General features: G+C 73.0%; 23 protein-coding genes. 9 read left to right on the forward strand and 14 right to left on the reverse strand.

The features are described from left to right. Positions 1 to 272: 272 nt before the first annotated feature. Positions 273 to 1,697 (reverse strand): dihydrolipoyl dehydrogenase family protein, encoded by a 1,425-nt coding sequence (locus ABD352_RS11510; protein WP_344612277.1) that lies wholly within the window; start codon positions 1,695 to 1,697, stop codon positions 273 to 275. Positions 1,698 to 2,028: 331 nt separating this feature from the next. Here ABD352_RS11510 and ABD352_RS11515 point away from each other — a divergent pair, with 331 nt between their 5' ends. Beyond that, positions 2,029 to 2,433, forward strand: a complete 405-nt coding sequence (locus ABD352_RS11515) for a hypothetical protein (RefSeq protein WP_344612278.1) — start codon at positions 2,029 to 2,031, stop codon at positions 2,431 to 2,433. A gap of 42 nt (positions 2,434 to 2,475) precedes the next feature. On the opposite strand, the gene ABD352_RS11520 is transcribed toward ABD352_RS11515, so the two are convergent. From ABD352_RS11520 to ABD352_RS11570, 11 genes are all read right to left on the reverse strand, one after another. Further along, entirely contained in the window at positions 2,476 to 4,047 is a 1,572-nt protein-coding gene (locus tag ABD352_RS11520) for a bifunctional 3-(3-hydroxy-phenyl)propionate/3-hydroxycinnamic acid hydroxylase (protein WP_344612279.1), read from the reverse strand. A gap of 5 nt (positions 4,048 to 4,052) precedes the next feature. Then, positions 4,053 to 7,226 (reverse strand): ATP-binding protein, encoded by a 3,174-nt coding sequence (locus ABD352_RS11525; RefSeq protein WP_344612280.1) that lies wholly within the window; start codon positions 7,224 to 7,226, stop codon positions 4,053 to 4,055. Positions 7,227 to 7,279: 53 nt separating this feature from the next. Next, positions 7,280 to 7,849 carry a PspA-associated protein PspAB gene (gene pspAB, locus ABD352_RS11530; RefSeq protein WP_344612281.1) on the reverse strand — a complete coding sequence of 190 codons (570 nt, stop codon included), beginning with the start codon at positions 7,847 to 7,849 and terminating at the stop codon, positions 7,280 to 7,282. Then, entirely contained in the window at positions 7,846 to 8,760 is a 915-nt protein-coding gene (gene htpX, locus ABD352_RS11535; protein WP_344612282.1) for a zinc metalloprotease HtpX, read from the reverse strand. The genes pspAB and htpX overlap by 4 nt, the downstream gene beginning before the upstream one ends. Positions 8,761 to 8,770: 10 nt before the next feature. Then, on the reverse strand, positions 8,771 to 9,049 hold the full coding sequence (gene pspAA / locus ABD352_RS11540; RefSeq protein ID WP_344612283.1) for a PspA-associated protein PspAA: 279 nt from the start codon (positions 9,047 to 9,049) through the stop codon (positions 8,771 to 8,773). Beyond that, on the reverse strand, positions 9,046 to 9,822 hold the full coding sequence (locus ABD352_RS11545) for a PspA/IM30 family protein (RefSeq protein ID WP_344612284.1): 777 nt from the start codon (positions 9,820 to 9,822) through the stop codon (positions 9,046 to 9,048). Before ABD352_RS11545 ends, pspAA begins: the two co-directional genes overlap by 4 nt. 216 nt (positions 9,823 to 10,038) lie before the next feature. Continuing rightward, positions 10,039 to 10,494 carry a hypothetical protein gene (locus ABD352_RS11550; RefSeq protein WP_344612285.1) on the reverse strand — a complete coding sequence of 152 codons (456 nt, stop codon included), beginning with the start codon at positions 10,492 to 10,494 and terminating at the stop codon, positions 10,039 to 10,041. A 316-nt stretch (positions 10,495 to 10,810) separates the two neighbouring features. Further along, complete coding sequence (locus tag ABD352_RS11555; RefSeq protein ID WP_344612286.1) at positions 10,811 to 12,241, reverse strand: MFS transporter; 1,431 nt, start codon at positions 12,239 to 12,241, stop codon at positions 10,811 to 10,813. A gap of 147 nt (positions 12,242 to 12,388) precedes the next feature. Continuing rightward, positions 12,389 to 12,712: a YciI family protein gene (locus ABD352_RS11560; protein WP_344612287.1), complete on the reverse strand. Its 324-nt coding sequence runs from the start codon at positions 12,710 to 12,712 to the stop codon at positions 12,389 to 12,391. 174 nt (positions 12,713 to 12,886) lie between these two features. After that, positions 12,887 to 13,492 (reverse strand): hypothetical protein, encoded by a 606-nt coding sequence (locus ABD352_RS11565; protein WP_344612288.1) that lies wholly within the window; start codon positions 13,490 to 13,492, stop codon positions 12,887 to 12,889. A 212-nt stretch (positions 13,493 to 13,704) separates the two neighbouring features. Continuing rightward, complete coding sequence (locus ABD352_RS11570; protein WP_344612289.1) at positions 13,705 to 14,550, reverse strand: cutinase family protein; 846 nt, start codon at positions 14,548 to 14,550, stop codon at positions 13,705 to 13,707. 405 nt (positions 14,551 to 14,955) lie between these two features. Here ABD352_RS11570 and ABD352_RS11575 point away from each other — a divergent pair, with 405 nt between their 5' ends. Both ABD352_RS11575 and ABD352_RS11580 read left to right on the forward strand, forming a co-directional pair. Further along, positions 14,956 to 16,155: an LCP family protein gene (locus ABD352_RS11575; protein WP_344612290.1), complete on the forward strand. Its 1,200-nt coding sequence runs from the start codon at positions 14,956 to 14,958 to the stop codon at positions 16,153 to 16,155. Then, positions 16,152 to 16,985 carry a polysaccharide deacetylase family protein gene (locus ABD352_RS11580; RefSeq protein WP_344612291.1) on the forward strand — a complete coding sequence of 278 codons (834 nt, stop codon included), beginning with the start codon at positions 16,152 to 16,154 and terminating at the stop codon, positions 16,983 to 16,985. The genes ABD352_RS11575 and ABD352_RS11580 overlap by 4 nt, the downstream gene beginning before the upstream one ends. 59 nt (positions 16,986 to 17,044) lie before the next feature. On the opposite strand, the gene ABD352_RS11585 is transcribed toward ABD352_RS11580, so the two are convergent. Then, entirely contained in the window at positions 17,045 to 18,079 is a 1,035-nt protein-coding gene (locus ABD352_RS11585) for a hypothetical protein (RefSeq protein WP_344612292.1), read from the reverse strand. Positions 18,080 to 18,311: 232 nt separating this feature from the next. Continuing rightward, positions 18,312 to 19,658 carry a family 43 glycosylhydrolase gene (locus ABD352_RS11590; RefSeq protein ID WP_344612293.1) on the reverse strand — a complete coding sequence of 449 codons (1,347 nt, stop codon included), beginning with the start codon at positions 19,656 to 19,658 and terminating at the stop codon, positions 18,312 to 18,314. Positions 19,659 to 19,914: 256 nt separating this feature from the next. On the opposite strand from ABD352_RS11590, the gene ABD352_RS11595 reads away from it, so the two are divergent. Genes ABD352_RS11595 through ABD352_RS11620 form a run of 6 tightly spaced genes read left to right on the forward strand, consistent with a single transcriptional unit; the run spans position 19,915 to position 26,349 of the window. After that, positions 19,915 to 21,198 (forward strand): ROK family transcriptional regulator, encoded by a 1,284-nt coding sequence (locus ABD352_RS11595; RefSeq protein ID WP_344612294.1) that lies wholly within the window; start codon positions 19,915 to 19,917, stop codon positions 21,196 to 21,198. Further along, the gene (locus ABD352_RS11600) at positions 21,182 to 22,003 is read left to right on the forward strand and encodes an ABC transporter permease (protein WP_344612295.1); all 822 of its coding nucleotides are present in this window, start codon (positions 21,182 to 21,184) and stop codon (positions 22,001 to 22,003) included. The genes ABD352_RS11595 and ABD352_RS11600 overlap by 17 nt, the downstream gene beginning before the upstream one ends. Continuing rightward, positions 22,000 to 22,839: an ABC transporter ATP-binding protein gene (locus ABD352_RS11605; protein WP_344612296.1), complete on the forward strand. Its 840-nt coding sequence runs from the start codon at positions 22,000 to 22,002 to the stop codon at positions 22,837 to 22,839. The genes ABD352_RS11600 and ABD352_RS11605 overlap by 4 nt, the downstream gene beginning before the upstream one ends. Positions 22,840 to 22,856: 17 nt before the next feature. Next, on the forward strand, positions 22,857 to 23,870 hold the full coding sequence (locus ABD352_RS11610; protein WP_344612297.1) for an aliphatic sulfonate ABC transporter substrate-binding protein: 1,014 nt from the start codon (positions 22,857 to 22,859) through the stop codon (positions 23,868 to 23,870). Further along, positions 23,867 to 25,372 (forward strand): sulfatase family protein, encoded by a 1,506-nt coding sequence (locus ABD352_RS11615; RefSeq protein ID WP_344612298.1) that lies wholly within the window; start codon positions 23,867 to 23,869, stop codon positions 25,370 to 25,372. The genes ABD352_RS11610 and ABD352_RS11615 overlap by 4 nt, the downstream gene beginning before the upstream one ends. Next, entirely contained in the window at positions 25,369 to 26,349 is a 981-nt protein-coding gene (locus ABD352_RS11620) for a formylglycine-generating enzyme family protein (RefSeq protein ID WP_344612299.1), read from the forward strand. Before ABD352_RS11615 ends, ABD352_RS11620 begins: the two co-directional genes overlap by 4 nt. The last annotated feature ends 50 nt before the right edge of the window (positions 26,350 to 26,399 follow it).

A 26,399-nucleotide genomic window follows, 5' to 3' on the forward strand; every position in this document is an offset into this window, starting at 1 on the left:
CTGCTCACCCACGGGGCGGCCGTGGCGCGTGAGAGCACTTCCCCGGTGCCGCCCCGCAAACCCCTCGCGTAGCGTATTCAGCCCGCCTGCGTGATGAGCTGCGTCATCTGAGGCGGCCGCGGCGCCCCTGCCGGTGGCCGCCGGCCTTCAGGTGGTGCGGACTGCACCGATGGGCGAAATGCCGAACTGCTCGACCGCGCCGGCCGCCGCCGCGAGGCCGCCGCTCTGCGCCGCCGGCTCGGCGGCTGAGCGACCGCCGCCGGCCACGGCCCTCACAGGCCGTACTGCTCCAGCAGGCGCAGCCAGATCTCGCTGACGGTCGGGAACGGCGGGACGGCGTGCCACAGCCGGTCGAGGGGGACCTCCGCGTTCACCGCGATGGTGGCCGAGTGCAGCATGTCAGCCATGTCGGGGGCGACGAAGGTGGCCCCGAGCAGTACCCGGCGGTCCTCGTCGACGACCAGCTTCGCCCGGCCCGTGTAGCCGACGCCGCGGACCGCGGCGCCCGTGACGTCGCCGATGTCGTACTCCACGGTCCGGACGGTGAAGCCGTCGGCGCGGGCCCGCGCCTCCGTGCGCCCCACCATGCTCACCTGCGGCTCGGTGAACACGACCTGGGGGGCGCCCCGGTCGTCGGCGGTGTCGCGCAGCCCCGGTGCGTCGTCGGGGGTGCCGTTGGCGCGGGCGGCGATCACGTCGCCGCACACCCGGGCCTGGTACTTGCCCATGTGGGTGAGCAGGTTACGGCCGTTGACGTCGCCGACGGCGTACAGCCAGCCGTCCGTGAGGGCGGTGGTCCGCATGCTGGCGTCGACCTCGAGCGGGCCGTCCACGCGCAGGCCGATCGTCTCCAGCCCGATGTCGTCGACCGCCGGCCAGCGGCCGGCACCGACCAGGATCTCGTCAGCGTCGATCCGCGCGCCGTCGTCGGTGTGCACGGTCACCGGGCCGCCCGGGACCGGCCGCTCGACGCGGACGACGGAGCGGCCGAACCGCACGTCGATGCCCGACTCGCGGAACGAGCGCGCCACCATGTCGCCGGCGAACGGCTCGGCCCGGGCGAGCAGCCGCTCGCCGCGCACGAGCACGGTCGTCTCCTGGGCGCCGAGGGAGTGCAGGGCCTGGGACATCTCGCAGGCCACCGGCCCGGCACCGATCACGACCAGCCGCTTGGGTACCTGCTGGACGCTGGTCGCCTCCCGGTTGGTCCACGGGCGGGCCTCCGCCAGCCCGGGCAGGGCGGGAATCGCCGGCTTGCTGCCGGTGGCGACGACGACGGCGTGCCGGGCCCGCAGCGTGCGTATGCCGTTCCCCGCCGACACGACCTCGGCCTGCAGCGGCCCAGCCAGCCGTCCGTGGCCCCGCACGAACGTCGCCGGGAACTTCTCGATCGAGTTCACCACGTGGCCGTCGTCGCGGTGGGAGACCGTCTCGTCGCGGCGGGCCAGCACCTCGGCGGTGTCGATCGGGCCGCGCAGGTGCAGCCCGGGCATCCGCTCCACCTCGGCCGCGAGCTCCATCGGCCACAGCAGCGCCTTGCTCGGCACACACGCGTAGTACTCGCACTCGCCGCCGGCCAGGCGCTCCTCGACCACGGCCGCGGTCAGGCCACCCCGTACGGCGCGCGCGGCGGCAGTCACCCCGACCGGCCCCGCGCCGATCACCACCACGTCGAAGATGTCATCCTCGTCCGCCATGACGCACCCCTCCAGCGTTGAATGTGCAGCCCCACGCCACCTCCCCCGCAAGCCGGCGATCGAACCGGTGATCGCGAGCCGCCATGGGCGATTTCTCACGGGCCCTCACCCTGCGCACTCGACCGGTGAGCGCGACGTCCAGCCTGCCCGGGTGAGGTGGCCGGCGGCCGGGCGGGCTGCGGTTGGAGACATGCCCGCGTCGACCGGTGCCCCGAGCTCCGCATCCGCCGGACGTCGCCGGCATTCGATCGCAAGACGCGTTCGCCTGGCCGGTGCGGACAAGGAGAGTACGGCGACCGGAATCTACGGCGTCATCGTCAGCGCGGCCGTCATGGCGTCCTCCCACGCCGGCTCGGCGACGGCCCTCGTCGTGGCGGTCGCGGTCACCCTCATCGTCTATTGGAGCGCCGAGCGCTACGCCCGGCTGGTGGCGGAGCGCATCCACGAAGGCCATCGGCCGGCATGGCGCCAGGTGCGGCAACAGATGACCACCGGCTGGGAAATCGTGACCGCCTCCGCCCTGCCCGTGGCCGTCCTCGTCGTGCTGCGCCTGACGGGCATCGACCTGTACCTCGCGGTGATCTGGGCGTTGGTGTGCAGCACGCTGTTGCTGTGCCTGGCCGGCTGGGACGTGGGTCGACACGGCCAGCTCACCGGCCCGGAGCGCCTGGCCTCGGCAGCGGCCACCGGGATGTTCGGCGTCGTGATGATCTTGCTCAAGGTTGTACTGCACTGAAGCCGTACATCAGGTGTGCCGCGCTCGTACCCTGACCGGGGCTCAGCCGGGGGCCGGCGCATCGGCTCGCCGCCGGTCCGGGCCGAGGCGGGGCGGCTCGGCGTGCGGGCCGGCGCCGTGGACGAAGCGGTCCGGGCGCAGCACGGCCAGGGCGACGCCGTGCCGGTCGAACCAGGCGCCGAGCACGCCCTCGGTGTCGACCACGTTGACCACGCCGTGGGCCGGGGCGACCGGCGACCCGGACGAGGCGGCCGGCAGCACCCGGACGAACGTCGCGGCGGGACCGGCCCAGGCGGCCACCGTGCGCTCGTCCACGGCCGGGCCGATGACCGCGAAGGCCGGGCCGAGCACGTCGTCGAGCCGCCGCGGGGCCGCCGAGCCCGCGGTCGTGACCTGCGGCTGGGGAAACATCGTGCCGATCGGGCCCCGAGCGGCGCGGCCGGCCAGCGCCGGGGCGGGCTTGAACTCGAAGTGCCGCACGAACCGGCGGACCCGGGGCACGGTCTGCACCGTGCGCAGCAGCGCGTCGCGCGCGGCGGCGGCGTAGCGGTTGCGGACCAGGAAGACCTTGCCCAGGCGGACACTCGTGGCCGCCATCGCCTCGGTGTGCGGGCGCCGCTCGGCCTCGTACGTGTCGAGCAGGTCCGGGCCCGCGACGCCGTCCAGGACCAGCGCGAGCTTCCAGGCGAGGTTGGCGGCGTCGCGCAGGCCGCTGCACAGGCCCTGGCCCAGGAACGGCGGCATCTGGTGGGCCGCGTCGCCGAGCAGGAGCACCCGCCCGTGCCGCCAGCGCTGTGCGATCAGATGGTGGAAGGTGTAGACGACGGCGCGGGTGACGCTGAAGCGGGCCGGGTCGACGTACGGGGCGACCAGGCGGGCGATCGTCTCCGGGCGGGTCATCTCCTGCGACGTCTCGCCGTCGCGGAGCATGAACTCCAGGCGGTACGTGCCGAAGGCGCCCGGCGAGACGAACGCGGGGCGGCGCCAGTCGCAGACGAACCGGGTCCGCGGCTGCCGGACGCCGCCGTCCGCGACGTCGCCGGAGACCGCCAGCCACGGCTCCTCGTACGACGTGCCGGCCAGCCGGATGCCCGCGGCGGTCCGGGTCGCGCTGCGGGCGCCGTCGCAGCCGAGCACGTAGCGGGCGCGCACCTGCCCGGCCTCGCCGGTCGCGACGTCGCGCAGCGCGAGCGTGACGCCGTCGTCGTTCTGGGTCAGGCCGGTCAGCTCCGCCCCGGTGCGCAGGGTCACGTGCGGGAACCGGTCGAGGCCCCCGCGCAGTGTCGCCTCGAGGCGCGGCTGGTCGAAAAAGTGCAGGGGCGCGCCGCCGAGCCCGAAGTCGATCTCGTCGAGGGCGATCGTGGCGAAGGGCCGGCCGTCGCCGCCGACGTAGTCGACGACCGGCGGCGGGTACATGTCCGCGGCCACCTCGTCGCGCAGCCCGGCCTGCTGGTACACCCGCAGCGCCTCGTCGTCGCAGGAGAAGGCGCGCGGCTGCCGGTGCGGCTCGGTGCTGCGCTCGACGACCAGGGTGCGCACGCCGCGGGTGCCGAGCAGGTTGGCGGTGAGCGCGCCGACCGGCCCGCAGCCCACCACGACGACGTCGAAGTCCATGCCCCCTAGGCAAGAGGGCGGCTGTTGAGATCCTGTTGAGGCCGTGCTCCACAGCGGGCCGCCAGCAGCCCGGCACCCTGCTCGGCGGCGATCGCGGCGCCGTGGCGCAGGTCCCGCTCGTCACCACTGGCCAGGCCCCGCACGCGGCGCAGCTCGGCGGTGAGCACCCGTTCGCCGACGGCGTCGGCCGCGGCGAGGCCTTCGTCGGCGAGCTGTGCGGCGGTGCGCCGGTCGCCGGCGGTGAGATACGCGTCGGCCATCGCGGCAATCGCGATCGTGCGGGTGGAGCGCAGCCCGTGGCGGTAGATGGCCTCGCCCGCGGCCCGCATCGCGCCGAGCCGCGCCGCTTCGCCGCCGTGCACCGCCGCCCAGCTCTCCAGGAACTCCCCGATGCCCACGAAGTGCGCGATGTGCTGCCGCGCGCCGATCTCCCGGCACCGCCGGGCGGCCTCGCGTCCGGCGGCGGCGTCGCGCTCCTGCAGGGCCGTCCAGGCCGCGAAGAGCACCGCGTTGCCGCGGCCGTACGGATCGTCGGCGCGCTCGGCGAGCTCCCGCGCCGCCGCCAGGTCGGCCCGCGCCGCCGGCCGGTCGCCGCGCAGTGAGCGCACCAGCGCCCGGAAGTTGTACGGCGACAGCGTCGGGGTGCGCCCGATCTGCCCGCGCAGCCGTCGCGCCTCGACCGTGCGCAGCCGCTCGACGGCGGCGGTGAGCCGCGCGTCGGCCTCGGCGAGGCGGCCGGTGAAGTAGGCGACGACGCCCTGCAGGTACGGCCCGGCGGCGCCGAGCAGCGGGTCGTCGTGCGGCGCGGCGGCGGTCAGCCGGTCGGCCAGGTCGGCGGCGATGGCGAACTCGGCGCGGTTGCAGGCGACCTCGCCGAGGGTCCACAGCGCGGTGCGCAGGTCGGCGCCGGGGCCGGCCAGCGGCAGCAGCGAGCGGGCGCGGGCCGCGGCGTGTTCGACCGCGTCGCTGCCCACGCCGGCGGTGATCTGCAGCAGCGAGGTGCGGTGCAGCTGCACCGCGAGCTCGGCCTCGGCCGCCTCCGGGGAGGTGGCGGCGCCGGGCGCGAGCCGCTCGGCGGCCCGGTCGAGATGGGCGAGGGCGTCCTCGTACGCCAGCCGCCACGTGGCCTCGTCGGCGGCCCGCAGCGTCCAGCGCAGGAAGTCCTCGCCGTGGCCGAGCCCGATCGCCTGGCCGTAGTGACGGGCCAGCTCGGCCGCGGTCAGCCCGCCGAGGCCGGGCATCGCCGCGGCGGCGCCGGCGAGCCGGGCGTGCAGCACGGCCCGGCGCGGCACGGCCAGCTCGGCGTAGGCGACCTCGGCGAACAGCGGGTGGCGAAAGCGCACCGCGCCCGGGCTGGCCCCGGCGATCAGGTGCGCGGCGGCCGGTTCGGCCAGCCGCACGGCCGCGTCGGTGCCGCCGGCCGCGCTCAGCAGCCGCAGGTCGAGCTCGCGGCCGGCGACGCCGAGCAGGTCCAGGCACTCACGGGTGGCCGGGTCGGGCGCGTGCAGCCGCAGCCGGACGGCGTCGCGCACGCTCGGCGGCAGCGCGTCGTGCTCGTGGGGCGGCCCGGCCGGCGCGAGCAGTTCGGTGAGGAAGAACGGGTTGCCGCCCGTGCGGTGCAGCAGCCGCTCGACGAGCCCGGCGGCCGGCGCCGCGCCGGTCCGCTCGTGCACCAGGTCGGCCACGGCGGCGGTGCCGAGGCCCTCCAGGCGCAGCTGCCCGCCCGGGGCGCGGGCCAGGTCGGCGAGCGTGGCGACGAGCCCGGCGTCGTGGTCGTGGGGCCGCGCCGTGACGACGAGCAGCGCCCGGCTGCGGTGCACGGCGGTGGCCAGGTAGCGCAGCAGCAGCCGCGAGTCGGGGTCGGCGGCGTGCAGGTCGTCGAGGACGACGACCAGCCCGCGCGGGCCGGCCGCCGCGTGGACGAGCGCGGCGACGGCCTCGTAGGCGCGGAACCGGGCCGCCGGGTCGGGCCCGTCACCGCCGCCGGCCGCGTCAGCGGTGAAGCCGGCCGCGTCAGCGGTGAAGCCGGCCAGGGCCGTGCGCGCCCCCGGATCGCCGCCGCCCGGCAGCGCCGTCAGATCGCGCACCACCTGCATCCACAGCCAGAACGGCGGCGCCTGCCCGAGGTCGGGGCAGCGGCCCCACACGACCGGGACCCCCGCCCGCTCGGCCCGCTGCGCCACCGCGGAGGCCAGGCTGGTCTTGCCGATGCCGGGCTCGCCGACGACGATCGCGACCCGGCCGCCGTCGCGCCTGGCCGCCGCCAGCAGTTCCGCCAGCCGGGCCAGCTCGGCGTCCCGGCCGACCAGCGGCGTCCGGGGGGCCGCGGCGGAGGCGGCAGGGCCCGCGACGGAGGCGGCAGGGCCCGCGACGGAGGCGGCAGGGCCCGCGACGGAGGCGGCAGGGCCCGCGACGGAGGCGGCAGGGCCCGCGACGGTGTGGGTCAGGATGCGCCGGTGCAGCTCGCGCAGCCGCGGGCCGGGCTCGACGCCGAAGTCGGCGGCGAGCAGCCGGCGCCCGGCGTCGAACGCGGCGAGCGCCTCGGTCGCCCGGCCGGCGCGGTACAGGGCGAGCATGAGCTGCTCGCGCGCCGCCTCCCGGGCCGGGTGCCGGGCGACCAGGCGCCGCAGGTCCGGCAGCACCGCGTCGTGGCGCCCGGCGGCCACCGCGGCGGTGAGCCGGCCCTCCTGGGCGCCGAACCGGGCCTCGGTGAGGCGGGCGACGTCCGGGCGGACCGCGGCGAGGTCGGCGACGGGCAGGTCGCCGCGCCACAGGGCCAGGGCCTCGGCGTAGCACCGCTCGGCCGCGTCGGGATCGCCGCCGGCGAGCGCCCGGGCGCCGTCGGCGGCGAGGGCGGTGAACCGCTCGGCGTCGATCGCCTCGGGCGGGACGCACAGCTCGTAGCCGCCGTCGCGGGAGCGCACGATCCGGCCCGGCGAGCGCGGCCCGCGGCCGGGTTCGAGGGCGCGGCGCAGGCCGGCGACGTAGGTCCGCAGCGTCACCGGCGCGCCCGGCGGCGGCGCGCCGTCCCACAGGGCGTCGGCGAGCCAGTCGGTCGTGACCGGCCGGTGGGGGCGCAGCAGCAGCAAGGCCAGCAGCGCGCGCTGCTTGGGGGCGCCGAGCGCGACCGGCTCGCCGTCGCGCACGACCAGCAACGGCCCCAGGACCCCGAACCGCACTGCACTTCCCTCGTCGCTGCCGGCACGAACCCGCCGATGGTACCCCGGCGGGCCTACAGCGCCGGGGTCGTCCAGATCGGAAACCAGCGGCCGAGGTCGGCCTCGACCGGCAGCTCGCCGCCGAGCTGCGCGCGGACCTCGAGCTCCAGGGCGTTGTCGCGGGTGTGCGCCCCCGTGGGCGCGAACGGGTAGAACGTGCCGCGCTTGAACAGGTACACCAGCCCGAGCCGGCGCCCGTCGGCGCCGGTGAAACCGATGACCGTGCACAGCAGGCTGGGGCCGTAGCCGGCGTCGGCGAGGGTGCTGTTGACCGCGTGCAGGTCGGTGACGAGGCCGGCGAGGTCGCCGGGGTCGTGCCGCCCGGCGATCCAGGTGTAGCCGTACTCGTCCTGGCTGACGGCCACCTGCGCCGCCTGGTCGGCGGTGAGCAGCGCCAGGGCGTCCGACTGCGCCCGCGCGGCGGACTGGCCCTCGGCCGTCTTGAAGCACACGGCGCCGGCGCCGGTCGCGACGAGGTCGAGGGCCGCCTGCAGGGTGGTGGCCGCGGCCGGGACCGCGAACAGGGCGTCGAGGTCGGGCTGGACCGGTTTCGTGCGCCCCAGCAGCGCGTCGAGGAATCTCATGCCTCCGGTGCCGCCTCCTGGAGTTCGGCCGAGATCTGCGCCAGCTGGTCCAGCCGCCGCTGCAGGCTCGGATGCGTGGAGAGCAGGGTCGCCAGGCTCGGGCGCGGCCCGACCGCGGGGGTGAAGAAGAACGCGTTGAACGCCTGCGCGGTGCGCAGGTCGCGGGTCGGGATGCGGGCCATGTCGCCGGTCACCTTCGTCAGCGCGGAGGCGAGCACGGAGGGCCGGCCGGTCAGCGTCGCGCCGGCGCGGTCCGCGGCCAGCTCCCGGTAGCGCGACAGGGCTCGGATCAGCAGGAAGCTCAGCGCGTACACCATCGCGGAGACGGCCATGACCAGCACCAGCAGCAGGTACGTCTGGTCGCCGTTACGGCGGCGGCCGCCGAAGAGCTGCGAGTAGAACATGAAGCGGGTGACCATGCCGGCCAGGACGCCGAGGAACGCGGCGAGCGTCATGACCGTCACGTCGCGGTGGGCGATGTGGGACAGCTCGTGGGCGAGCACCCCCTCCAGCTCGCCCGTGTCGAGCCGGCGCAGCAGGCCGGTGGTCACGCACACCACCGCGCGCTCGGTGTTGCGGCCGGTGGCGAACGCGTTGGGCAGGTCGGTATCGGCCACGGCGACGCGCGGCTTGGGCATGTCGGCGGCGGCGCACAGCCGGTCGACGATCCCGTGCAGGCGCGGCTCCTGTTGCGGGTTGACGATCCGCGCGCCCATGCCGGCCAGTGCGATCCGGTCGGAGCACCAGTACTGCACGGCCAGCACGCCGCCGGCGATGAGCACGATCGCCACCCACGAGCGCAGCAGGCTGACGAGCACGGCGACGAACGCCACGTACACCAGCCCGAGCAGGAACACGGTCAGCACCATCCGGGCCGTCAGCCGGCGGTCGGGGCGGAACCTCGTGCGCATCTCCGGCTCCTCAACCCGGGATGAGGCCCTCGTCGCCCAGCAGCGCGGCCACATCCGCCAGCTCGCTGTCGGGCCCGGGCAGGACCAGACCGGAGGCGGTCAGCTCGGCGTCGGGCACGCCGGTGCCGCGGGCGCGGACGGTGGCCAGCAGGTCGCCCAGCCGGGCGCGGAACGTGGCCTGGTCGCCGGCGTCGACGGCCGCCTGTACCTCGGCGTCGAGCGCGTTGAGCTCGCCCAGCGCCGACTCCGGCACGCGGTACTGGCCCTCGCCGAGAATTCTGATGATCATCGCTGGGCCTCCTCGTCCGACGGCCCCCCGCCCACCGCGCGAGGCTCCGGGCGCCCCGCCACGGCCTGCGCCGGCCGGGCGGCCTTGAGTGCGGCGAGCTCGCGGTCGACGCCCTGGTCGCCGCGCGCCGCGTCGAGGGCCGCCTGCAGGTCGTCGCGGCCGGCGGTCGTCGCGGTGGCGTCCTGCAACGCGCCGGAGGTGAGCAGCTCGTCGATCGCGCCGGCGCGGGCCTGCATCTGCGCCGTGCGGTCCTCGGCGCGCTGCACGGCCAGCCCGACGTCGCCCATCTCCTCCGAGATGCCGGAGACCGCCTCGCCGACGCGGGTCTGCGCCTCGGCCGCGGTGTAGGTCGCCTTGATGGTCTCCTTGCGCGTGCGGAACGCCTCCACCCGGGCCTGCAGCCGGGTGGCGGCGGTGGTGAGCTTGGCCTCCTCGCCGCTGAGCGCGTCGCGCTGGGCGGTGATGTCATCCATCTGGGCGGTGACGGCGGCCCGGCGCGTGAGGGCCTCGCGGGCGAGGTCGTCACGGCCGACGTCGACCGCCTGCGCGGCCTGCTCCCCCAGCTTGTCGGCGGCCTGCTGCAGCTGGGCGAGCTGCAGTTCCAGGCGCTTGCGGCTGGTGGCGACGTCGGCCACGCCGCGGCGGACCTTCGTCAGCATCTCCAGCTGGCGTTCGTAGGAGTAGTCGAGCACCTCGCGGGGATCCTCGGCCCGGTCGAGGGCCTTGTTGGCCTTGATCCGGAACAGATTGGCCAGGCGGCGGGAAATGCTCACGACACCTGTCCTTCCTCTCGCCACGCGACGCCCGTGCGGCGCCACCTCCAATCTTGCTTCGCCCGGCGGCGCCCCCGCACCGGCGCGCACCGGCCCAGCCCCGGTCGTGGCGGGGCGAGCAGGCACGCGGCGACACCGGAACCGCCCAGAGGTTCACCCCGCTGATGTCGTACGGCGGGAGGCCCCCGGCGCTTCAGTGGCGGCGCAACCGGCGTCTCACCCGCTGACGCTCACCACCGCCACAGCGAAGAACGCGGCGGCCACCAGGAAGTACCGGTTGCCGGGCCGCAGCAGCACCCGGACCAGACCCACGGGCCCGCCCGGTGCCATGTTCCGGCGGCTCACCCCCGCGCCGCGCCGGCCGGCCCGGCGAGCTGACGACAGGTCAACGAGCACGAACGCCGCGCCGTGGAGAAGTGCGGTGACCAGCGCCGTGCCGAAGAGCACCTGCAACGCGGCCGACGGCTGGCCCGAGTGGCCGGACACGAGCTGCTCGACGGTGGCCGACGCGATGCCGAGCACGAAGCACCCTCCGGCGGCGACGCCCCAGACCATGAGCCGCAACACATGGCTGATGACCAGGTCGTCCCAGGTTGCCGGGGGCTGCCGCAGGTCGTCGTCGATCTCGGCGGGCGCCACCTTGAGCCACCGGGCCAGTGGCCGGCGCAGCAACCTGGCAAGGTGAAGGCCCAGATCCAGCGACGTCGCCGACGGCCTGGGCCTCCGCCCGTTCGTCACGGATGGAGGATACCGTGGCCACCAAGCCACCGGGAACGTTGCGGGTCGCACGACCGGTAGGGGGATGCGACGATCGCGTGGTCAGCTCTGGCGAGAGGAGGTGCGGTTGAGATGTTCACCGATGAGTCCCCCGCGCCCCACCGCCGGCACCGCTGACCCGCTGTGACTGTGGAGCGCCTTCATCCACTTTGGAGAGTGCGATGGTCGCAAGCATGCACAGCATCTGACCGCCGGAGCGATCGCCGGTTGCTCACTGCTGGGGTTCTGATGGTGCCTTGCGGGGCATCAGGGCGACGACCGGGAGGCTGAGGGCGGTGACGGCCAGCACGACGACAAGCGCGACTTGCATGGCGTGGGCCAGCCCGGAGGTCGCGGCCTGGAAGAAGATCGACGTGACCGCGGCCGAGCCGATCGCTGCAGCGAGTTGCTGGATCGAGCTGAGCGAGCCGCTGGCGCTGCCGGCCTCGTCAGGTTTCGCGTCGCCGAGAGCAACGGTGGGGATCGTGACGAAGCAGAGGCCGGTGCCGATGCCGATGACGAACAGCGCCGGGGTCAGCGCCCAGAGGCCGACGTTCGTCCCGGAGTGAGCGACGAGCGCCAGGACCCAGCCGCAACCGGCGAGGACGACGGCGAGGCCGATGACGACGAGCGTGCGACCGAGCTTGGCCACCAGGCCACCCATGGCGGCGAACCCGGCGGCGATGAGCCCCAGGGTGAGCGGCACCAGGCCGAGCGAGGCGCCCCGCGGGCTGGCGTGCAGCCCCTCCTGCAGGAACAGCGACAGCACGAAGATCAGGCCAGTGCCGGCGGCGAAGACGGCCAGGCCCACGAGCATCGCGGAGGTGAAACCCCGGTTCTTCAGGAGCGAGGGCTTGATGAGCGGGTGGGTTGCGGTGCGCTGACGGTAGGCGAAGGCACCGAAGAACAGGACGCCGACGGCGATCGAGGCGACGGGGACGACGCTCCAGCCGTTGGTCGAGCCTTCGATCAGGCCGTACAGCAGCCCGATCATGGTCACCGCGAGCAGGCCGGAGCCCCAGCCGTCGACGACGGCGGACCGGTCGCCGTCGTCGTCACGCGGCAGGATCTTGGCGGCCATGACCAGCCCGACAGCGCCGAGGATGATGTTCGCGAGGAAGATCGGACGCCAGGACAGACCGAACAGGTCGGCGCTGATGACGAATCCGGCCAGGACCGGGCCGCCGACGCTGGAGAGGCCGAGAACCGGGCCGAACAGCCCGAACGCCTTGGCGAGCAGGTCGCGGCTGAACGCCTTCGTCATGATCGCCATGCCCTGCGGGATGAGGAGCGCCCCGAAGGCTCCCTGAGCGACCCGGGCGGCGATGAGCAGGGCCGGATCCGGTGAGAACCCGGCGACCGCCGAGGCCAGGGTGAACCCGCCCATGCCGATCAGGAGCAGCCTGCGCTGGCCGAACTTGTCACCCAGCCGCCCGCCGACCACGAGCAGGACGCCCATGGCGAGCATGTACGCCGGTCCCAACCACTTGATCAGGCTCTCGCCGCCGCCCAGATCACGGGCGATGGTGGGGGCCGCGATGTTCGTGACCGTCGCATCGACCACGTCGAGAGCGTCGGCAAGCAGGACCAGCCCCAGGATCGCCCACATCCGGCGACTGGAGCGGCGTGTGGTGACCGCGACCGGCTCCGTCAAGGTAGTCATGAGGAGCGTCCTTCCTGTGCCCGGGGCGCCCCTCCTGGGCGGCCTCTCGCCCCCACTACGAACGCCCCTGGCCCGGTCCGACACCGCCTTCGAAATCTTTTCCAGAACTTCAGGGGCGAGCTCGTCCGGGCACTCACGACGACACTGTCACTGGAACGGCCGCACCTCGATCTTCCGATCGCAGACCTTCGACGCCTCGGTGGCGAGCTTGAGCGCCACGTCCAGATCGGGGACCTCCCACACCCAGACGCCGGCGAGGTACTCCTTCGACTCCATGAACGGCCCGTCGCTGAACACCGCCTGCTCGCCCCGGTTGTCGATGACCGTGGCCGCGTCGGTGTCCGCGAGTCCGCCCGCGAAAACCCAGTAGCCCTCGGCGATCAGTCGTTCGTTGAACGCGCTGATGGCCGGCCGCCTGTCCGTGCTGCCGGGATTGCTCTTGTCATCGATCACGGAAACCAGGTACTGCATCTGAACGTCATCTCCTTTGGTGTCACGCCCCCTGCGGGCGCCCTCACCCTGCTACGAACACCGCCGCCCCGATCCGACACCGCCTCCCGGACTTCTTGCACGACACGGCAACAGAGCGGAGCCAGCCGGCGGTCGAGCCAGGGGCCGGGCCGTCGCGCGGCCCGGCCCACGCCGTCATGCCTTCGGGACCTTCGTCATCATGCCCTTCACGAGGGCGGCCATGTTCGACTTCATGGCATCGGAGTCCCAGGGCTCGGTGCCACCGGCGGTGAAGCGGACCTCGACGTACAGGTTCTGCTCGACGCAGACGAGGACCGCCTCGATGCGCTTGTCGCCGGCGCTGAGCCGCCTGGTGTAGAAGCCCTGCGAGCCGCAGCCGGAGAGCTTCTCGTTGTTGAAGCCGGAGACCTTCGGGTACACGTCGGCGGACTCCTTGTAGCGGGCCGCGGTGTCGCCGTCGACGTTGGCGAACACCTTGAGCCCCTGGGCGCCGTCGGCGGCGGAGAGGAAGTAGTCGCAGCCGTTGAGGGTGTACCTGGTCTTCTCCTCGACGGCCTCCCCCGTGCCGGTGCCGGCGCGCGGGCCGAGCAGGCTCGGGTCGGCAAGTGCGCACGGGTCGGTGGGCTGCTTGTAGCCGCCGGCGGCCGGGGTCGCGGCCCCGGCGGCCGCCGGGGTGGCCGAGTTGGTGACGGCCGGCTGCTCGCCCCTGCCGTCGGCGAGGACGAGGACCGTCCCGAGGACGACGCAGAGCGCGAACACCCCGCCGACGAGGCCGAGCACGAGGACGAGGGCATTCCTGCGCTTCCGCGAGGGACCCTGCAGCCGGTACCGCATTGCTGTATATGGAGAGCCCTGGTAGGGCGGTTGGTGTGGCGCAGTCATGGTCGCCAAGTCTGGCGGTGTACGGGCGCCCGCACGGTCGGGCGGAGGATGCCAGGGAGGTCGGCTATCCGACCGCTGTCGGCAATGCGCAGTTGGCGCGGAGGCTGGGGTCAGGCGCCGGTGACCTTGCCGGAGACGAACTGGGCGGCCTGCTGGACCGAGCCGTCGGTCATGTACTGCAGGTGGGCCATCGAGTTCGCGCCGTTGCCGCAGATCGGGTCGCCGGGGCTGCAGAACTCCCGGGTCTTGGGCCCGTAGACCGGGCTGCGCTGGGCGATGGTCTGGTGCATGATGCCGAGCGGGTTGCCGAAGACGACGACAGCCGCCACCCGCGCGGCGAGCCCGGCCGGGATCGCCTCGCCGGTGGATGTGCCGAACTGGACGCCGATCGCGATGTCGGTGACGGTCGCGCCCTGGGAGTATCCCCCGATCACGAACTTGGTGCCCGGGCACGCCGCCGCGACGGTGCGCACGTGCCGGCTCATGTCCGTGGCGCCGGGCCCGGCGCTGGCCTGCGACGCGTCGGCGGCGTAGTTCACGCCGTACGCGTTGACGTTGCGGCCGGGCAGCGCGGAGCGGATCGCGCTGACGAGCGGAGTGCCCAGCACGCCGAGGCCGGGAAGGTCACCGGTCCCCCGCGCGAACACGACCTCCACATCGGCGCAGTTGCCGCCGTGGGACGGTGCCCCCGTAGCCGCCGGGGCCCCGGTTGCCGGTGCCGCGGCCGTCGCCGACGGCGCCGACGGCGCGGCGGGGCTGGGCGCCGCGCCGAGGCCGGCCACACCCGGCAGGGCCGGCCAATCGGTGGGCCACGACGTCGGCAAGGATGCCGGCCCGGCCGCCGGCTGGGATGCGTGGCCCGATCCGCCGCCGTACCAGGAGAGCCACCGCTGGACGAGGCCGGCGCCGGACCCGTCGCCGCCCCTGACCGACGCGGAGGCGAACGGCGCGGTCACTGCCCCACCAACCAGAAGCGCGCCCGTCAGCACCGTGATTGCCGTCAACCGGCGGGACCCGACGCGCTTCAAACTCGCCACTGAACATTCCTCCACGAAGACCGATCACGTGCGCTAGCGACACCCAGCGTCGCGCCGTTCGGGCTGCTCAGGGAAGGTCGGCACGGGAACCTTAAGCCGGAAATCAAGGTCCCGAAAGAATTAGCATGCCGCGTGCAGCTTCCTGCCACCCGGCCCAGCGCGACATGTCGTCCCGGCCGGGTGCCCGAGCCGGCTGCGGGAAACCCGCAGCAACTGTGCGGCTTCGGGCGGACGTACGGCCCTGCCGCAGCGACGATGCTGGGACGGCGTTCCGGTCGGAACAGCCGGGCGGTCGCACCGACCGCCGCGAGCGAAAGGGGCAGGATGGGCGCCACCGGGAAGCGGCGGATCCCGGCGCGCAAGGCCAGGAGCCCATTGTGGGCGCGCCTGTGCCTCACCGTCGGCGCGCTGCTGATGCTGGGCAGCGCCGGCTCGCTGGTCGGCGGCGACCTGCTCCTGGCGCACTACGGCGACCAGGTCACCCACGCCGGCGGCCTCGGCTCGGCGGCGGCCGGCCACGACATCGACGGGCCGCTCAACCTGCTCCTCGTGGGCATCGACGAGCGGACCGGCAACGCGGCGATGGGCGCCCGCGCCGACTCGATCATCATCGTGCACGTGCCGGCGAGCCATGACGTGGCGTACCTGACCAGCATCCCCCGCGACACGCGGGTGTCCATCCCGCCGGACGCCCGCAGCCAGTACCGCGGCGGCACCGACAAGATCAATGCGGCCTTCGAGTTCGGCTACCAGCACGGCGGCGGCCGCGACGAGGGCCTGACCCTGCTCGCCGAGACGGTGAGCAACCTCGCCGGCGGGCTGAAGTTCAACGGCGCCGCGATCGTCAACTTCGACGGGTTCAAGGACCTCGTCGACGCCCTCGGCGGCGTGCACATGTGCGTCGACGAGCGCACCACGTCCATCCACACCGGCTGGAACACCCGCACGGGGCAGGAGGGTGAGCCGTACAACTTCAACGCCGACGGCATCCCGACCACGTTGAAGCCGAACATGCGCCCGCAGGTGTACGAGCCCGGCTGCTCCGACATGCCCGCCTGGCAGGCCCTCGACTACGTGCGGCAGCGTGACAAACTCGCGAACAACGACGGAGACTACGGTCGCCAGCGCCACCAGCAGCAGTTCATCCGGGCCATGCTGAGCAAGGCCACCAGTGCCGGTGTCCTCACCAACCCGCAGAAGGTCGATCACATGCTCAACTCGATCGGCAAGGCGGTGTCGTTCTACAACAACGACATCCCGCTCGCCGACTGGATCCTCACGCTGCACGGCATCACGCCGGAGCACCTGGTGACGCTGAAGGCCAACAACGGCCAGTTCAACTCCGAGGTCGTCGACGGCCAGTCGTACGAGATCCTCGACGCCACCACCAGGCAGCTCCTCGCGGCCGTCGGCCAGGACCGCGTCGGCGAGTTCGTCGCCGCCCATCCGGAGCTGGTCAACGACAGCACCGGCACGCCGGCGAGCCCGGCGAGCCCCGCCCCGTCGCACCGGAGCCGCGCGTGACCGCGGGGGTGTCCCGGCGCTCGCTCCTGCTCACCCTGGGCGGGGTCGGGCTGCTGGCCGGGTGCGGCGACGACCACGCCGACTGGCACGCCGCCGGCGAACTGCCCGGCGACTCGCGCCCGGGCGACGAAGCCTCGCCGGACGTGTCGGATTCGGCCACGCCGCTGGTGGTGCCGCCGGCGAACCCGCCGACCGCCGGGGTCTGCCCGGCGCCGCAGGGGGTCGTGCAGAAGCAGGGCGGCCCGCAGTACGTCCTGCCGTGCCACGGCACCGACATCGCCCTCACCGTGGACGACGGGCCCGACCCGAGGTACACGCCGAAGATGCTGGCCCTGCTCGCCCAGTACGGGATCCGCGCCACGTTCTGCATGATCGGCCGCAGCGCCGCCGCGCATCCCGACCTCGTCAAGCGCGTCCTCGACGGCGGCCACCACATCGCCAACCACACGTTCAGCCACCCGTTGAACATCGCCAAGCTGTCGGCGAGCGCCGTGCGCGCCGAGATGGCGAAGGCGACCGACGCGATCACCAAGGCGTCGGGGAACGGGTACCGGCCGACGCTGTTCCGCTCCCCGGGCGGCGCCTGGTCCCCGACGGTGCTGGGACAGTGCGGCGCCGAGGGGCTGCGCGCGCTGGACTGGACCGTCGACCCCCGGGACTGGAGCCGCCCGGGCGTCCAGCACATCGTGACCACGATCCTGACCAAGACCCACCCCGGCTCGATCATCCTCGAGCACGACGGCGGCGGGAACCGCGAGCAGACTCTCACCGCGCTGGGCGTCGTCCTGCCCAGGCTCCGCGACGCCGGGTACACCTTCGCCCAGCCCTGAGCCCGCCGGCGGCCGGCGGTCCCGAGGCTGGGCGATGTGGTCGGGGCGTCGGCGAGGGCTCAGCCGGCCAGCGCCGGTCGGCGTGCGGCCCGCCGCCGCAGCGCCGGCAGCCAGCGGACGAGCTCGGCGGTGCCGCGGTTGGAACCGTAGGCCAGCAGGGTGAGGAAGACGCCGTAAACGGGCAGGTGCCCGAGCATCTCGGTGCCGCCGAACAGCAGCAGCGTGGCGTTGAACGGGATGCCGGCGACCAGGACGGCGACCTGCGGCAGCGCCCCGGAGATGACGAGCAGGCCGAAGAGCAGCTCGGTGGCGCCGGCGACGGCGATGAACGAGTCGGCCGGCAGGTGGATGCCGACGAGGGCGAACACGTCCAGGTGCGGGAAGAGCCGCAGCGTCTCGCGGGCCAGCGCCGGGTTGGCGAGCTTCTCGGCGAACGCCAGCGTGATCAGCGCGCCGCCGGCGCCCAGCCGCAGGGCGAGCAGCCCCCGCCGCAGCGTCACGGCGTCCGGTTCGACCCGGCCGAAGGCGGCGTCCGAGGGCGGCACGAACGCCAGGAAGACCGCGACCCCGAGCAGGTCCATGGCCGACAGCAGGCCGACCGGGCCGGTCACCAGCAGGGCCAGCGGACCGGCCAGCGCGAGCAGCACGGCGGCCGGACGCAGCCGGATGCCGGTGATGAACCAGATGCCGAGCGCGCCCTCCAGCAGCAGCAGCGTGGAGCCGCCGGCCAGGTCGTCGACGTCGAGGTCGTGGGTCAGGAAGTGCCCGGAGACGGCGGCGGCCAGCAGGGACACGCCCAGGTGGATGGCGAGCAGCCGGGGCACGTACGGCACCAGCCGCCCCAGGAACCCCAGCACGCGCAGCTCGGGGACCGGCAGGTACCGCACCGCGACGTGCCGCCACAGCAGGGTGACCGCCACGACGGCGAGCAGGAGCGCCAGCGTCAGCGGCCGCAGGGCGAACGACCAGTCGGTGGGGTAGGCGCCCGGGTCCGGCACGAACCACTTCTCGTGCGCCGAAGCCGGGGCCGGCACGGCGAGCAGCACGCCGACGGCGGCCGCGAGAGCACCGCAGCGCCCGAGAATCCTCTTCATGGCTGTCACTCCGTTGTCCGTGGCGGTCCCGGTGGTCGCCGCCGATTGTTTCTGCCACCTTTCTTACGGCCACGGTGGCCGATGGGCGAGGGTTTGGGCCGATGTCGGGACCAACGGCCCGGGCTTTCGGGACCCCGCGCCATAGGTCCGCTGTTCGTGGATGTCAGCAAATCGGCACGAACCGCCGCGGCGGCCGGCCGTGGACGCTCGGCCGGCCGCCACGCGCGTGGGGTCAGTCGCTCGCGTGACCCGGGTTGCGCCGCTTGGCGTACAGGTGGTTGCCCTGCGGGCCCGTCCACTCCAGTTGCACGACGCCGGGCACGGCGGCGTCGCCGATGCGCGACGGGTCGGCCCAGTAACCGAAGTTGGGGTTGCGGAAGAACGTCGCCCACAGCTTGCCGCTGCGGTCCACGAAGATGTTGTTGTGGCCGGCGCCGACGCCCAGCGTCCACCGCTTCGAGTACGGCCCCTCGAAGCTGTCGGCGACGGCGACGATCGCGTCGTACTGGTACTGCACCCGGCCCGGGGCGGCCGTGTCGTAGGCGGCCCGCGTGGTGCCGTCGGGCCGGGTCGACGTCCGGTCCCACGCGGCGTGGAGGAGGAAGTACTTGCCGCCGTACTTGAACACGAACGCGCCTTCGAGATACGGCTCGGGCGCGTAGGGCGACTGCCGGAACAGCGGGAGGTTCGTCGTCGTGACGATGTCCTCCATGTCGTCGCGGAACTTCGCGAACAGGTTGTTGTGCAGGACGAGCCAGGCGTCGTCGCCCTCGGTGAACATGCCGCCGTCGATGTGGTGGTAGGCGCCGGGCTTGATGAAGGCCGGGCCGCCGATGAACGAGTCGCCGAACGGCTTGTTGAGGTTGCCCTCGACCACCCGGTACGGGCCCTCGAGCCCGCCCTCGCTCACCAGCATGAACGAGCCGACCTTCTGGGAGTGGTCGCCCATGCACGCGACGATGTACCACTTGCCCTGGAAGTACTGCACCTCCGGCGCCCAGACGTTGCCGCGCTTGCCGAACTGGTCGTCGTACCAGTACTCCTGCCACGGCGCGACCACCGTGCGCCCGGGCCGGTTCTCACCGACGAACTCGGGCGACCACACCTTGCCCTTCTCGGCACCGGGCCGGATGCCGGTGGTGTCCACGAGCCGCCACGGACCGTGCAGCGACGGGGAGGTCCACATGAAGAGGCCGTCGTTCCACGGGCCGGCTGCGTCGAGCCCGGGCACGCGGGTGGTGCCGGTGGCGACGTAGACGGGGCGGCCGTCCACGTCGAAGCAGTTGACGTAGGTGTCGCGCATCCAGACCCGGCCGAGCGCCTCGTCACGGGGGCGCAGCTCGAGCGGGAGGACAAACGAGTTGTCCTCGCGCGGCCACAGGTCCTGCCGGGTGTCGGCGAGGCCGTAGGGCTCGAGCGCGGGCCAGTTCTCCGGGTACGGCCGCGCGGAAGTGGCGGGGGGATCGCCCTTGCCCGCATATGCGGCGGTCGCGGGCAACGCCGTCGCTGCCAGCAGGCCGGCGGCACCGGCCAGCAGGGAACGCCGGTCGATCGGTAACCCGTTGCCGGAACTGGTCATCAGTCACGTCCTCCTCACTCGTACAGGGCCTCGATGCCCTGTGGGAGGCCAGGCTAATGAGCGGTATTCCGACAGTGAACAGGTGACAAAAAAGCGTTTTCCCTCGATCGTCCGGTCGGGGTCGCAATGCGTCAGAAAACAACACGGCAGACGGGGAAAGGCACTCTGGACGGCCGATGACCGGCCTCCGGATAAATTGCGGTTGAATTTTGCCGGTTCGTTGACGGAATAATTCACCGCTGTAACGGTGGTCACCATGTCGACACCCGGTGGACTGCGTGCGCTCGTCCGGCTCACGCACGAGGAGCGCGTATTACGCACTCTGCGCGAGCAGGGAGCGCTGAGCCGCAGCCAGATCGCCCGCGCCGTGGGCCTGTCGCGTTCCACGCTGTCCGAGATCACCGGCAGCCTGCTGCAGCGCGGCGCCATCGTGGTGGTCGACACCGACGCGGCGAAGCGCGAAGGCAGCGGCCGGCCCGCCGAGCGGCTCGCCCTCGACCCCTCCTCCGGGCAGTTCATGGGCGTCGACTTCGGCCATCGCCGGGTCTGCGTCGCGGTCGCCGACGCCTCGCACGAGATCATCGCCTCGGGCGTGGAGCGCTACATCGACGACGCGCCCTGGCCGGAGCGGCTGGACACCGCCTTCCGGCTCATCGACCGCCTCCGGAAGGAGACCGACGTCCACTTCGGCGCGCTGCAGGGCATCGGGATCGGAGTCCCCGGCCCGCACCACGCACCGCCCGCCGCGCACCCGCGCCTGCGCGAGCTGCCGCCCGGCGGCCCGCGCGACGACGTGCACGACGTCGGCCCGGCTTTCGCCGCCCGGTTCGACACGTCGGTCCTGGTGGACAACAACACCCGCTTCGCCGCCCTCGCCGAGGCGATCACCGGCAGCAGCGCTGTGGACGACCTCATCTACGTGCGGATGTCCGACGGCGTGGGCGGCGGTCTGGTCGTCGGCGGCCGTCTCGTCACCGGGTCGGCCGGGCTGGCCGGCGAGTTCGGCCACGTCGGCGTCAACGCGCACGGCGCGTCGTGCCGGTGCGGCAAGAACGGCTGCTTGGAGACGGTGGCCTCGGTGCCGGCCATCCTGGCCAACTGCCGCACCCGTGGCGTCCCGATCGACAACCTCGACGAGCTGCGCGCGGCGGTGCAACGGTGCCACCCCGTCGTCGACCAGGTACTGCGGGCGGCGGCCGCCGCCGTGGGCTGGGTCGTCGGCGCGGCGGCGATGGCGCTGAACCCGGCCGAGATCGTCATCGGCGGCGAGATCGTGCGCATCGCCCCCGTCATCGTCGAGCAGATCCGCTCCGCCATCGCGTTCGAGCTGCTGCCCAGCGTCTCGGCCGCACCGGTCGTGCGCGCGGCTGAGCTCTCCGACGACGACGGCTCGCTGGGCGCGCTCGCCGCGCTGTTCCACAGCTCACCGCTGCTGGCGGGCTACCCCGAACCGCCGAAGACCCGGGCATCCGACGGCGCGGGCGAGTCCCGCGCCGCGCAGCCCACGATTGAAGGAGTGGACCATGGCCGTCGTCACTGATACGGCTGCGCCCACCGACACGGGCGGCCGAAACGGCTCGCCGCAGAGCCGACGCGGACGCCCCCGCGGGCTGCCGCTGCTGCTCAACGCCGTGTCGGTCTTGCTGGGCATCGCGATCTGGTGGATCCTCGCCGCGTCGGGCCTCACGATCCCGTCGCCGGTCGCGGTGGTGCAGCGGGCCAAGGACCTGCTCGCCGACGGCACGCTGGAGCAGGACATCCTCGTCAGCCTCGGACGGGTGCTGGCCGGGTTCGTCCTCGGCACGGCGGTCGCCATTCCGGTCGGCTTCCTGATGGGCTGGTACGGCGCCGTCCGGAGCCTGGTCGAGCCGTGGGTGCAGTTCTTCCGCACGATCCCGCCGCTCGCCATCATCCCCCTGGCGATCGTGCTGATGGGCATCGACGAGACGCCGAAGATCTTCGTGATCTTCCTCGCCGCGTTCCTGTCCTGCGTCATCTCGACGTTCCAGGGCGTGGTGAACGTCGACCGCACGCTCATCAACGCCGCACGCGTGCTCGGCACCCGCGACCTGGGCATCTTCGCCCGCGTCGTGGTGCCCGCGTCCACCCCGTTCATCCTCGTCGGCATGCGCGTCGGCCTCGGCTCGTCCTGGGCGACGCTGGTCGCCGCCGAGCTGATCGCCGCCCAGCAGGGCCTGGGTTACCGGATGCAGAACGCGCAGCTGTACTACGACCTCCCGACGATCTTCGTCGGGCTGATCTCCATCGGCATCCTCGGCCTGCTGATGGACCGCGTGCTGCTCTTGGCCGAACGCCGGCTCACCAGATGGCAGGAGCGCCGATGACCACGAACACCGCCCCGGGCGCCGGGCAGCCGGCCAAGATCTCCGTGCAGGAGGTCACCAAGACGTTCGCGCTGGGCCGGGAGACGTTCACCGCGCTCGACCGCGTCTCCCTCGACATCGCCGACAACGAGTTCGTCACCGTGGTCGGGCCGTCCGGCTGCGGCAAGAGCACGCTGATGAACGTCCTGGCCGGGCTGGAGACGCCGACCGAGGGCCGCGCGCTCGTCGACGGCGCGCCGGTCTCCGGGCCGGGCCCCGAGCGCGGCGTCATCTTCCAGCAGTACGCGCTGTTCCCCTGGCTCACCGTGCGCAAGAACGTCGAGTTCGGCCTGAAGACCGCCCGCGTGCCCCGCGCCGAGCGGCGCGAGCGGGCCGAGCACTTCATCCGCATGGTCGGGCTGGAGCAGTTCGCCGACGCGCTGCCGAAGATGCTGTCCGGCGGCATGCGCCAGCGCTGCGCCATCGCCAGGGCGTACGCGGTGAACCCGTCGATCCTGCTCATGGACGAGCCGTTCGGCGCCCTCGACGCCCTGACCCGGGTCAAGCTGCAGGAGCAGCTGCTCGACACGTGGAGCAAGGAACAGCGGACCGTCATGTTCATCACGCACGACGTGGACGAGGCGGTGTTCCTTGCCAACCGCGTGATCGTCATGGCGGCCCGGCCCGGCCGCATCTACGACGTCATCGACGTCGACCTGCCCTACCCGCGCTCGGAGGAGTTCCGTCTCAGCCCGCAGTTCGCGGCCCTGCGCAACCGTGTCTGGCACTCCGTCTACCACCAGGACGGCCGTACCGCCCCCGCAACAAGCCCCGCGCCGTCGGTCACGCCGGCCTGAGATTCGAAGGAAATCACATGACCATGTCCCGCCGGCTCTTCATGGGCCTCACCGCCGCCTCCGCCGCGTCCGCCTTACTGTCCGCCTGCGGCAAGGACGACTCGTCCTCCTCCGGCGGCTCCGGCGGCGGCAAGACCGAGGACGTGAAGTTCGGGTACATCGGCGACTACAACGGCACCAGTCTGCTCGCCATCGCCGACGACCAGAAGCTGTGGGCCAAGCACGGGCTCAACGCGACCACCCGGGTGTTCACCAACGGCCCGCTGCAGATCCAGGCGCTCGGCACCGGCGACCTCGACTTCGGCTACATCGGCCCCGGCGCGATGTGGCTGCCCGCCTCCGGCCAGGCCAAGGTCGTCGCGATCAACACGCTCGGCAACGCCGACCGGGTCATCGCCCAGCCCGGCATCACCTCGATCGAGCAGCTCAAGGGCAAGAGCGTCGCCGTGCCGGAGGGCACGTCCGGCGACATGATCCTCACGCTCGCGCTCAAGAAGGCCGGCCTGACCAAGCAGGACCTCAAGGTCGTGCCGATGGACGCCTCCGTCATCGTGTCGTCGTTCTCGTCCAAGAAGATCGACGGCGCCGGCTTCTGGTACCCGGCCATCGCGACCATCAAGAAGCAGGTGCCGGACCTCGTCGAGCTGGCCAAGAACGACGACTTCTCCTCCGAGGTCTCCTTCCCGACCGCGTTCGTCGCCGGCAACAAGGTCGTCGCCGAGCAGCAGTCGAAGACGCAGAAGACGATTGCGGTACTGCGCGACGCGATGCAGTTCCGCACGGAGAACATGGACAAGAGCATCGAGCTGACCGCGAAGATGCTCAAGATCCCGGCCGAGCAGGTCAAGGCCGACGCGGCCAACGTCAAGGTCCTCTCGGTGCAGGAGCTCGACACGATGACCAAGGACGGCACCATCAACAAGTGGCTCACCGGGATGGGCGACTACTTCGTCGGGGCCGGCAAGCTCAAGTCGCAGGTCGACCCGTCCACCTACTACACGGGCGACCTGTTCACGGCGGGCGCGAAGTGACCGGTCGCAAAAACGTCCTGTTCCTCATGACCGACCAGCATCGGGCGGACACGCTGGGCGCCTACGGCGGCGTCCGGCCCACCCCGGTGCTGGACGAGCTGGCCAGGACCGGGACGCGGTTCGACCGGTGGTACACGCCCACCGCGATCTGCACGCCGGCCCGGGCGAGCCTGTTGACCGGTCAGGCGCCGTTCCGGCACAAGCTGCTGGCCAACCACGAGCGCAACGTCGGGTACATCGAGGACCTGCCCGACGGGCAGTTCGCGTTCTCCACGGCGTTGCGGCAGGCGGGGTACAACTGCGGCCTGATCGGCAAGTGGCACGTGGGAACGCAGAAGAGCGCGCGCGACTTCGGCTTCGACGGGCCGGACTTCCCCGGCTGGCACAACACCGTGGAACACCCGGACTACCTGGCCTACCTCGCCGAGCACGACCTGCCGCCGTACGAGATCTCGGACCGCATCCGCGGCGTGCTGCCCAACGGCGGCCCCGGCAACCTGCTGGCCGCGCGGTTGCACCAGCCGGTGGAGGCGACCTTCGAGTACTACCTGGCGACGCGGGCCATCGAGATGCTGGAGCGCTACGCCGAGGCCGCGCGGGAGCGCGACGAGCCGTTCTTCCTCGCGCTGCACTTCTTCGGCCCGCACCTGCCCTACATCCTGCCGGACGAGTTCTTCGACCTGGTCGATCCCGCGGACGTCGAGCTGCCCCGCTCGATCGCGGAGACCTTCCAGGGCAAGCCTCCGGTGCAGCGCAACTACAGCGCGCACTGGACGTTCGACACGATGCCGATCGAGACCACCCGGAAGCTCATCGCGGTGTACCACGGGTACGTGGCGCTCATCGACCAGCAGATCGGGCGGGTCATGGACGCCATGGCCCGCCTCGGCCTGGTCGACGACACCGCGGTGTTCTTCACGTGCGACCACGGCGAGTTCACCGGCGCGCACCGGCTGCACGACAAGGGGCCGGCGATGTACGAGGACATCTACCGCACGCCGGGACTGCTGCGGGTGCCGGGCGAGCCCGGCGGTGTCGTGCGGTCGGAGTTCGTGAGCCTGCTCGACTGCACCGCGACGATCCTGGAGCTGGCCGGCCTCGACCCGAAGCCGGCGGTGGACTCGCGCAGCCTCCTGCCGCTCGTCGGCGGCGGGGAGGGGGTGCCGTGGGAGGACGACATCGTGTGCGAGTTCCACGGCCACCACTTCCCGTACCCGCAGCGCATGCTGCGCACGGACCGCTACAAGCTGGTGGTGAACCCCGACTCGGTGAATGAGCTGTACGACCTGCGGCTCGACCCCGACGAGCTGCTCAACGTCTACGAGCACCCGGAGATGGCGCCGGTCCGCACGCGGATGATGCACCGGCTGTACCAGGTCCTGCGGGAGCGCGGCGACAACTTCTATCACTGGATGACCTCGATGTACGACGTGGGCGCGACGGACTACGACCCGACGCTGAGCGGGCTCGACGAGGCGACCTACCAGAGCCCGGCGCCATGAACCCGCACGAGCCGGAGCACAGCGGCGCCGCCTGCTGTGCTCCCGGCCGGCCCCATCCCACCGGCGAGGCACCGCGGCCCGGCCCGGTGCCCGTCGGCCTCCCGTCCGCACCGCCCGCCGTCCGGCACGCCATCGCACAGGTGGCGCTGCCGGGCGGCGAGTTCCGTATGGGCGACGCGACGGGCGACGGCAACCGCGGCGACGGGGAGCGACCGGTGCACGCGGTCGTCGTCGCGCCGTTGCGCATCGACGCGACGTCGGTCACCAACGCCGACTTCGCGCGCTTCGTGGCCGCGACCGGCTACCGCACCGACGCGGAGACCTTCGGCTACTCCGCCGTGTTCCACCTGGCCCTGCGGGCCCCCGACGACGAGGTCATCGGCCCCGTCGCCGGCACGCCGTGGTGGTCCGGCGTGCGCGGCGCGGACTGGCGCCACCCGGGCGGCTCGCGCTCGGACATCGACGGGCTGGACGACCACCCGGTCGTCCACGTCAGCTGGAACGACGCGATGGCCTACTGCGCGTGGGCGGGGCGGCGGCTGCCGACGGAGGCCGAGTGGGAGTACGCCTCGCGCGGCGGCCTCGACGGCGCGCGCTACCCGTGGGGGGACGACCTCCTGGCCGAGGACGGCTCCTGGCAGTGCAACATCTGGCAGGGCCGCTTTCCCGCGTTCAACGCCCTCGACGACGGCTATCTCACGACCGCACCGGTCCGCGCGTACTCCCCCAACGGATTCGGGCTGTGGCAGACGGTCGGCAACGTCTGGGAGTGGTGCGCGGACTGGTACGACCCCGGCTACTACACCCGCTCCCCGCGCGAGGACCCGCGGGGCCCGGCGTTCGGCACGGCCCGCGTCCTGCGCGGCGGCTCGTACCTGTGCCACGACTCGTACTGCAACCGCTACCGCAACTCGGCGCGCTCGGCGAACACCCCCGACTCCTCGATGGGCAACGCCGGCTTCCGTACCGTCGAGTGATCCGCGCGCAAAGGGCCGGCACCCCGCCATGGGTGCCGGCCCTTCACCCT

The sequence above is a fragment of the Dactylosporangium salmoneum genome (assembly GCF_039532525.1).
Classification (GTDB): domain Bacteria; phylum Actinomycetota; class Actinomycetes; order Mycobacteriales; family Micromonosporaceae; genus Dactylosporangium; species Dactylosporangium salmoneum.

Excerpts from the sequence above, each read along its gene's own strand:
- ABD352_RS11510 (WP_344612277.1), bottom strand. The coding sequence starts at position 1,697 with ATGGCGGACGAGGATGACATCTTCGACGTGGTGGTGATCGGCGCGGGG.
- ABD352_RS11515 (WP_344612278.1), top strand. The coding sequence starts at position 2,029 with ATGGCGTCCTCCCACGCCGGCTCGGCGACGGCCCTCGTCGTGGCGGTC.
- ABD352_RS11520 (WP_344612279.1), bottom strand. The coding sequence starts at position 4,047 with ATGGACTTCGACGTCGTCGTGGTGGGCTGCGGGCCGGTCGGCGCGCTC.
- pspAB (WP_344612281.1), bottom strand. The coding sequence starts at position 7,849 with ATGAGATTCCTCGACGCGCTGCTGGGGCGCACGAAACCGGTCCAGCCC.
- htpX (WP_344612282.1), bottom strand. The coding sequence starts at position 8,760 with ATGCGCACGAGGTTCCGCCCCGACCGCCGGCTGACGGCCCGGATGGTG.
- pspAA (WP_344612283.1), bottom strand. The coding sequence starts at position 9,049 with ATGATCATCAGAATTCTCGGCGAGGGCCAGTACCGCGTGCCGGAGTCG.
- ABD352_RS11555 (WP_344612286.1), bottom strand. The coding sequence starts at position 12,241 with ATGACTACCTTGACGGAGCCGGTCGCGGTCACCACACGCCGCTCCAGT.
- ABD352_RS11560 (WP_344612287.1), bottom strand. The coding sequence starts at position 12,712 with ATGCAGTACCTGGTTTCCGTGATCGATGACAAGAGCAATCCCGGCAGC.
- ABD352_RS11575 (WP_344612290.1), top strand. The coding sequence starts at position 14,956 with ATGGGCGCCACCGGGAAGCGGCGGATCCCGGCGCGCAAGGCCAGGAGC.
- ABD352_RS11585 (WP_344612292.1), bottom strand. The coding sequence starts at position 18,079 with ATGAAGAGGATTCTCGGGCGCTGCGGTGCTCTCGCGGCCGCCGTCGGC.
- ABD352_RS11590 (WP_344612293.1), bottom strand. The coding sequence starts at position 19,658 with ATGACCAGTTCCGGCAACGGGTTACCGATCGACCGGCGTTCCCTGCTG.
- ABD352_RS11595 (WP_344612294.1), top strand. The coding sequence starts at position 19,915 with ATGTCGACACCCGGTGGACTGCGTGCGCTCGTCCGGCTCACGCACGAG.
- ABD352_RS11600 (WP_344612295.1), top strand. The coding sequence starts at position 21,182 with ATGGCCGTCGTCACTGATACGGCTGCGCCCACCGACACGGGCGGCCGA.
- ABD352_RS11605 (WP_344612296.1), top strand. The coding sequence starts at position 22,000 with ATGACCACGAACACCGCCCCGGGCGCCGGGCAGCCGGCCAAGATCTCC.
- ABD352_RS11610 (WP_344612297.1), top strand. The coding sequence starts at position 22,857 with ATGACCATGTCCCGCCGGCTCTTCATGGGCCTCACCGCCGCCTCCGCC.
- ABD352_RS11620 (WP_344612299.1), top strand. The coding sequence starts at position 25,369 with ATGAACCCGCACGAGCCGGAGCACAGCGGCGCCGCCTGCTGTGCTCCC.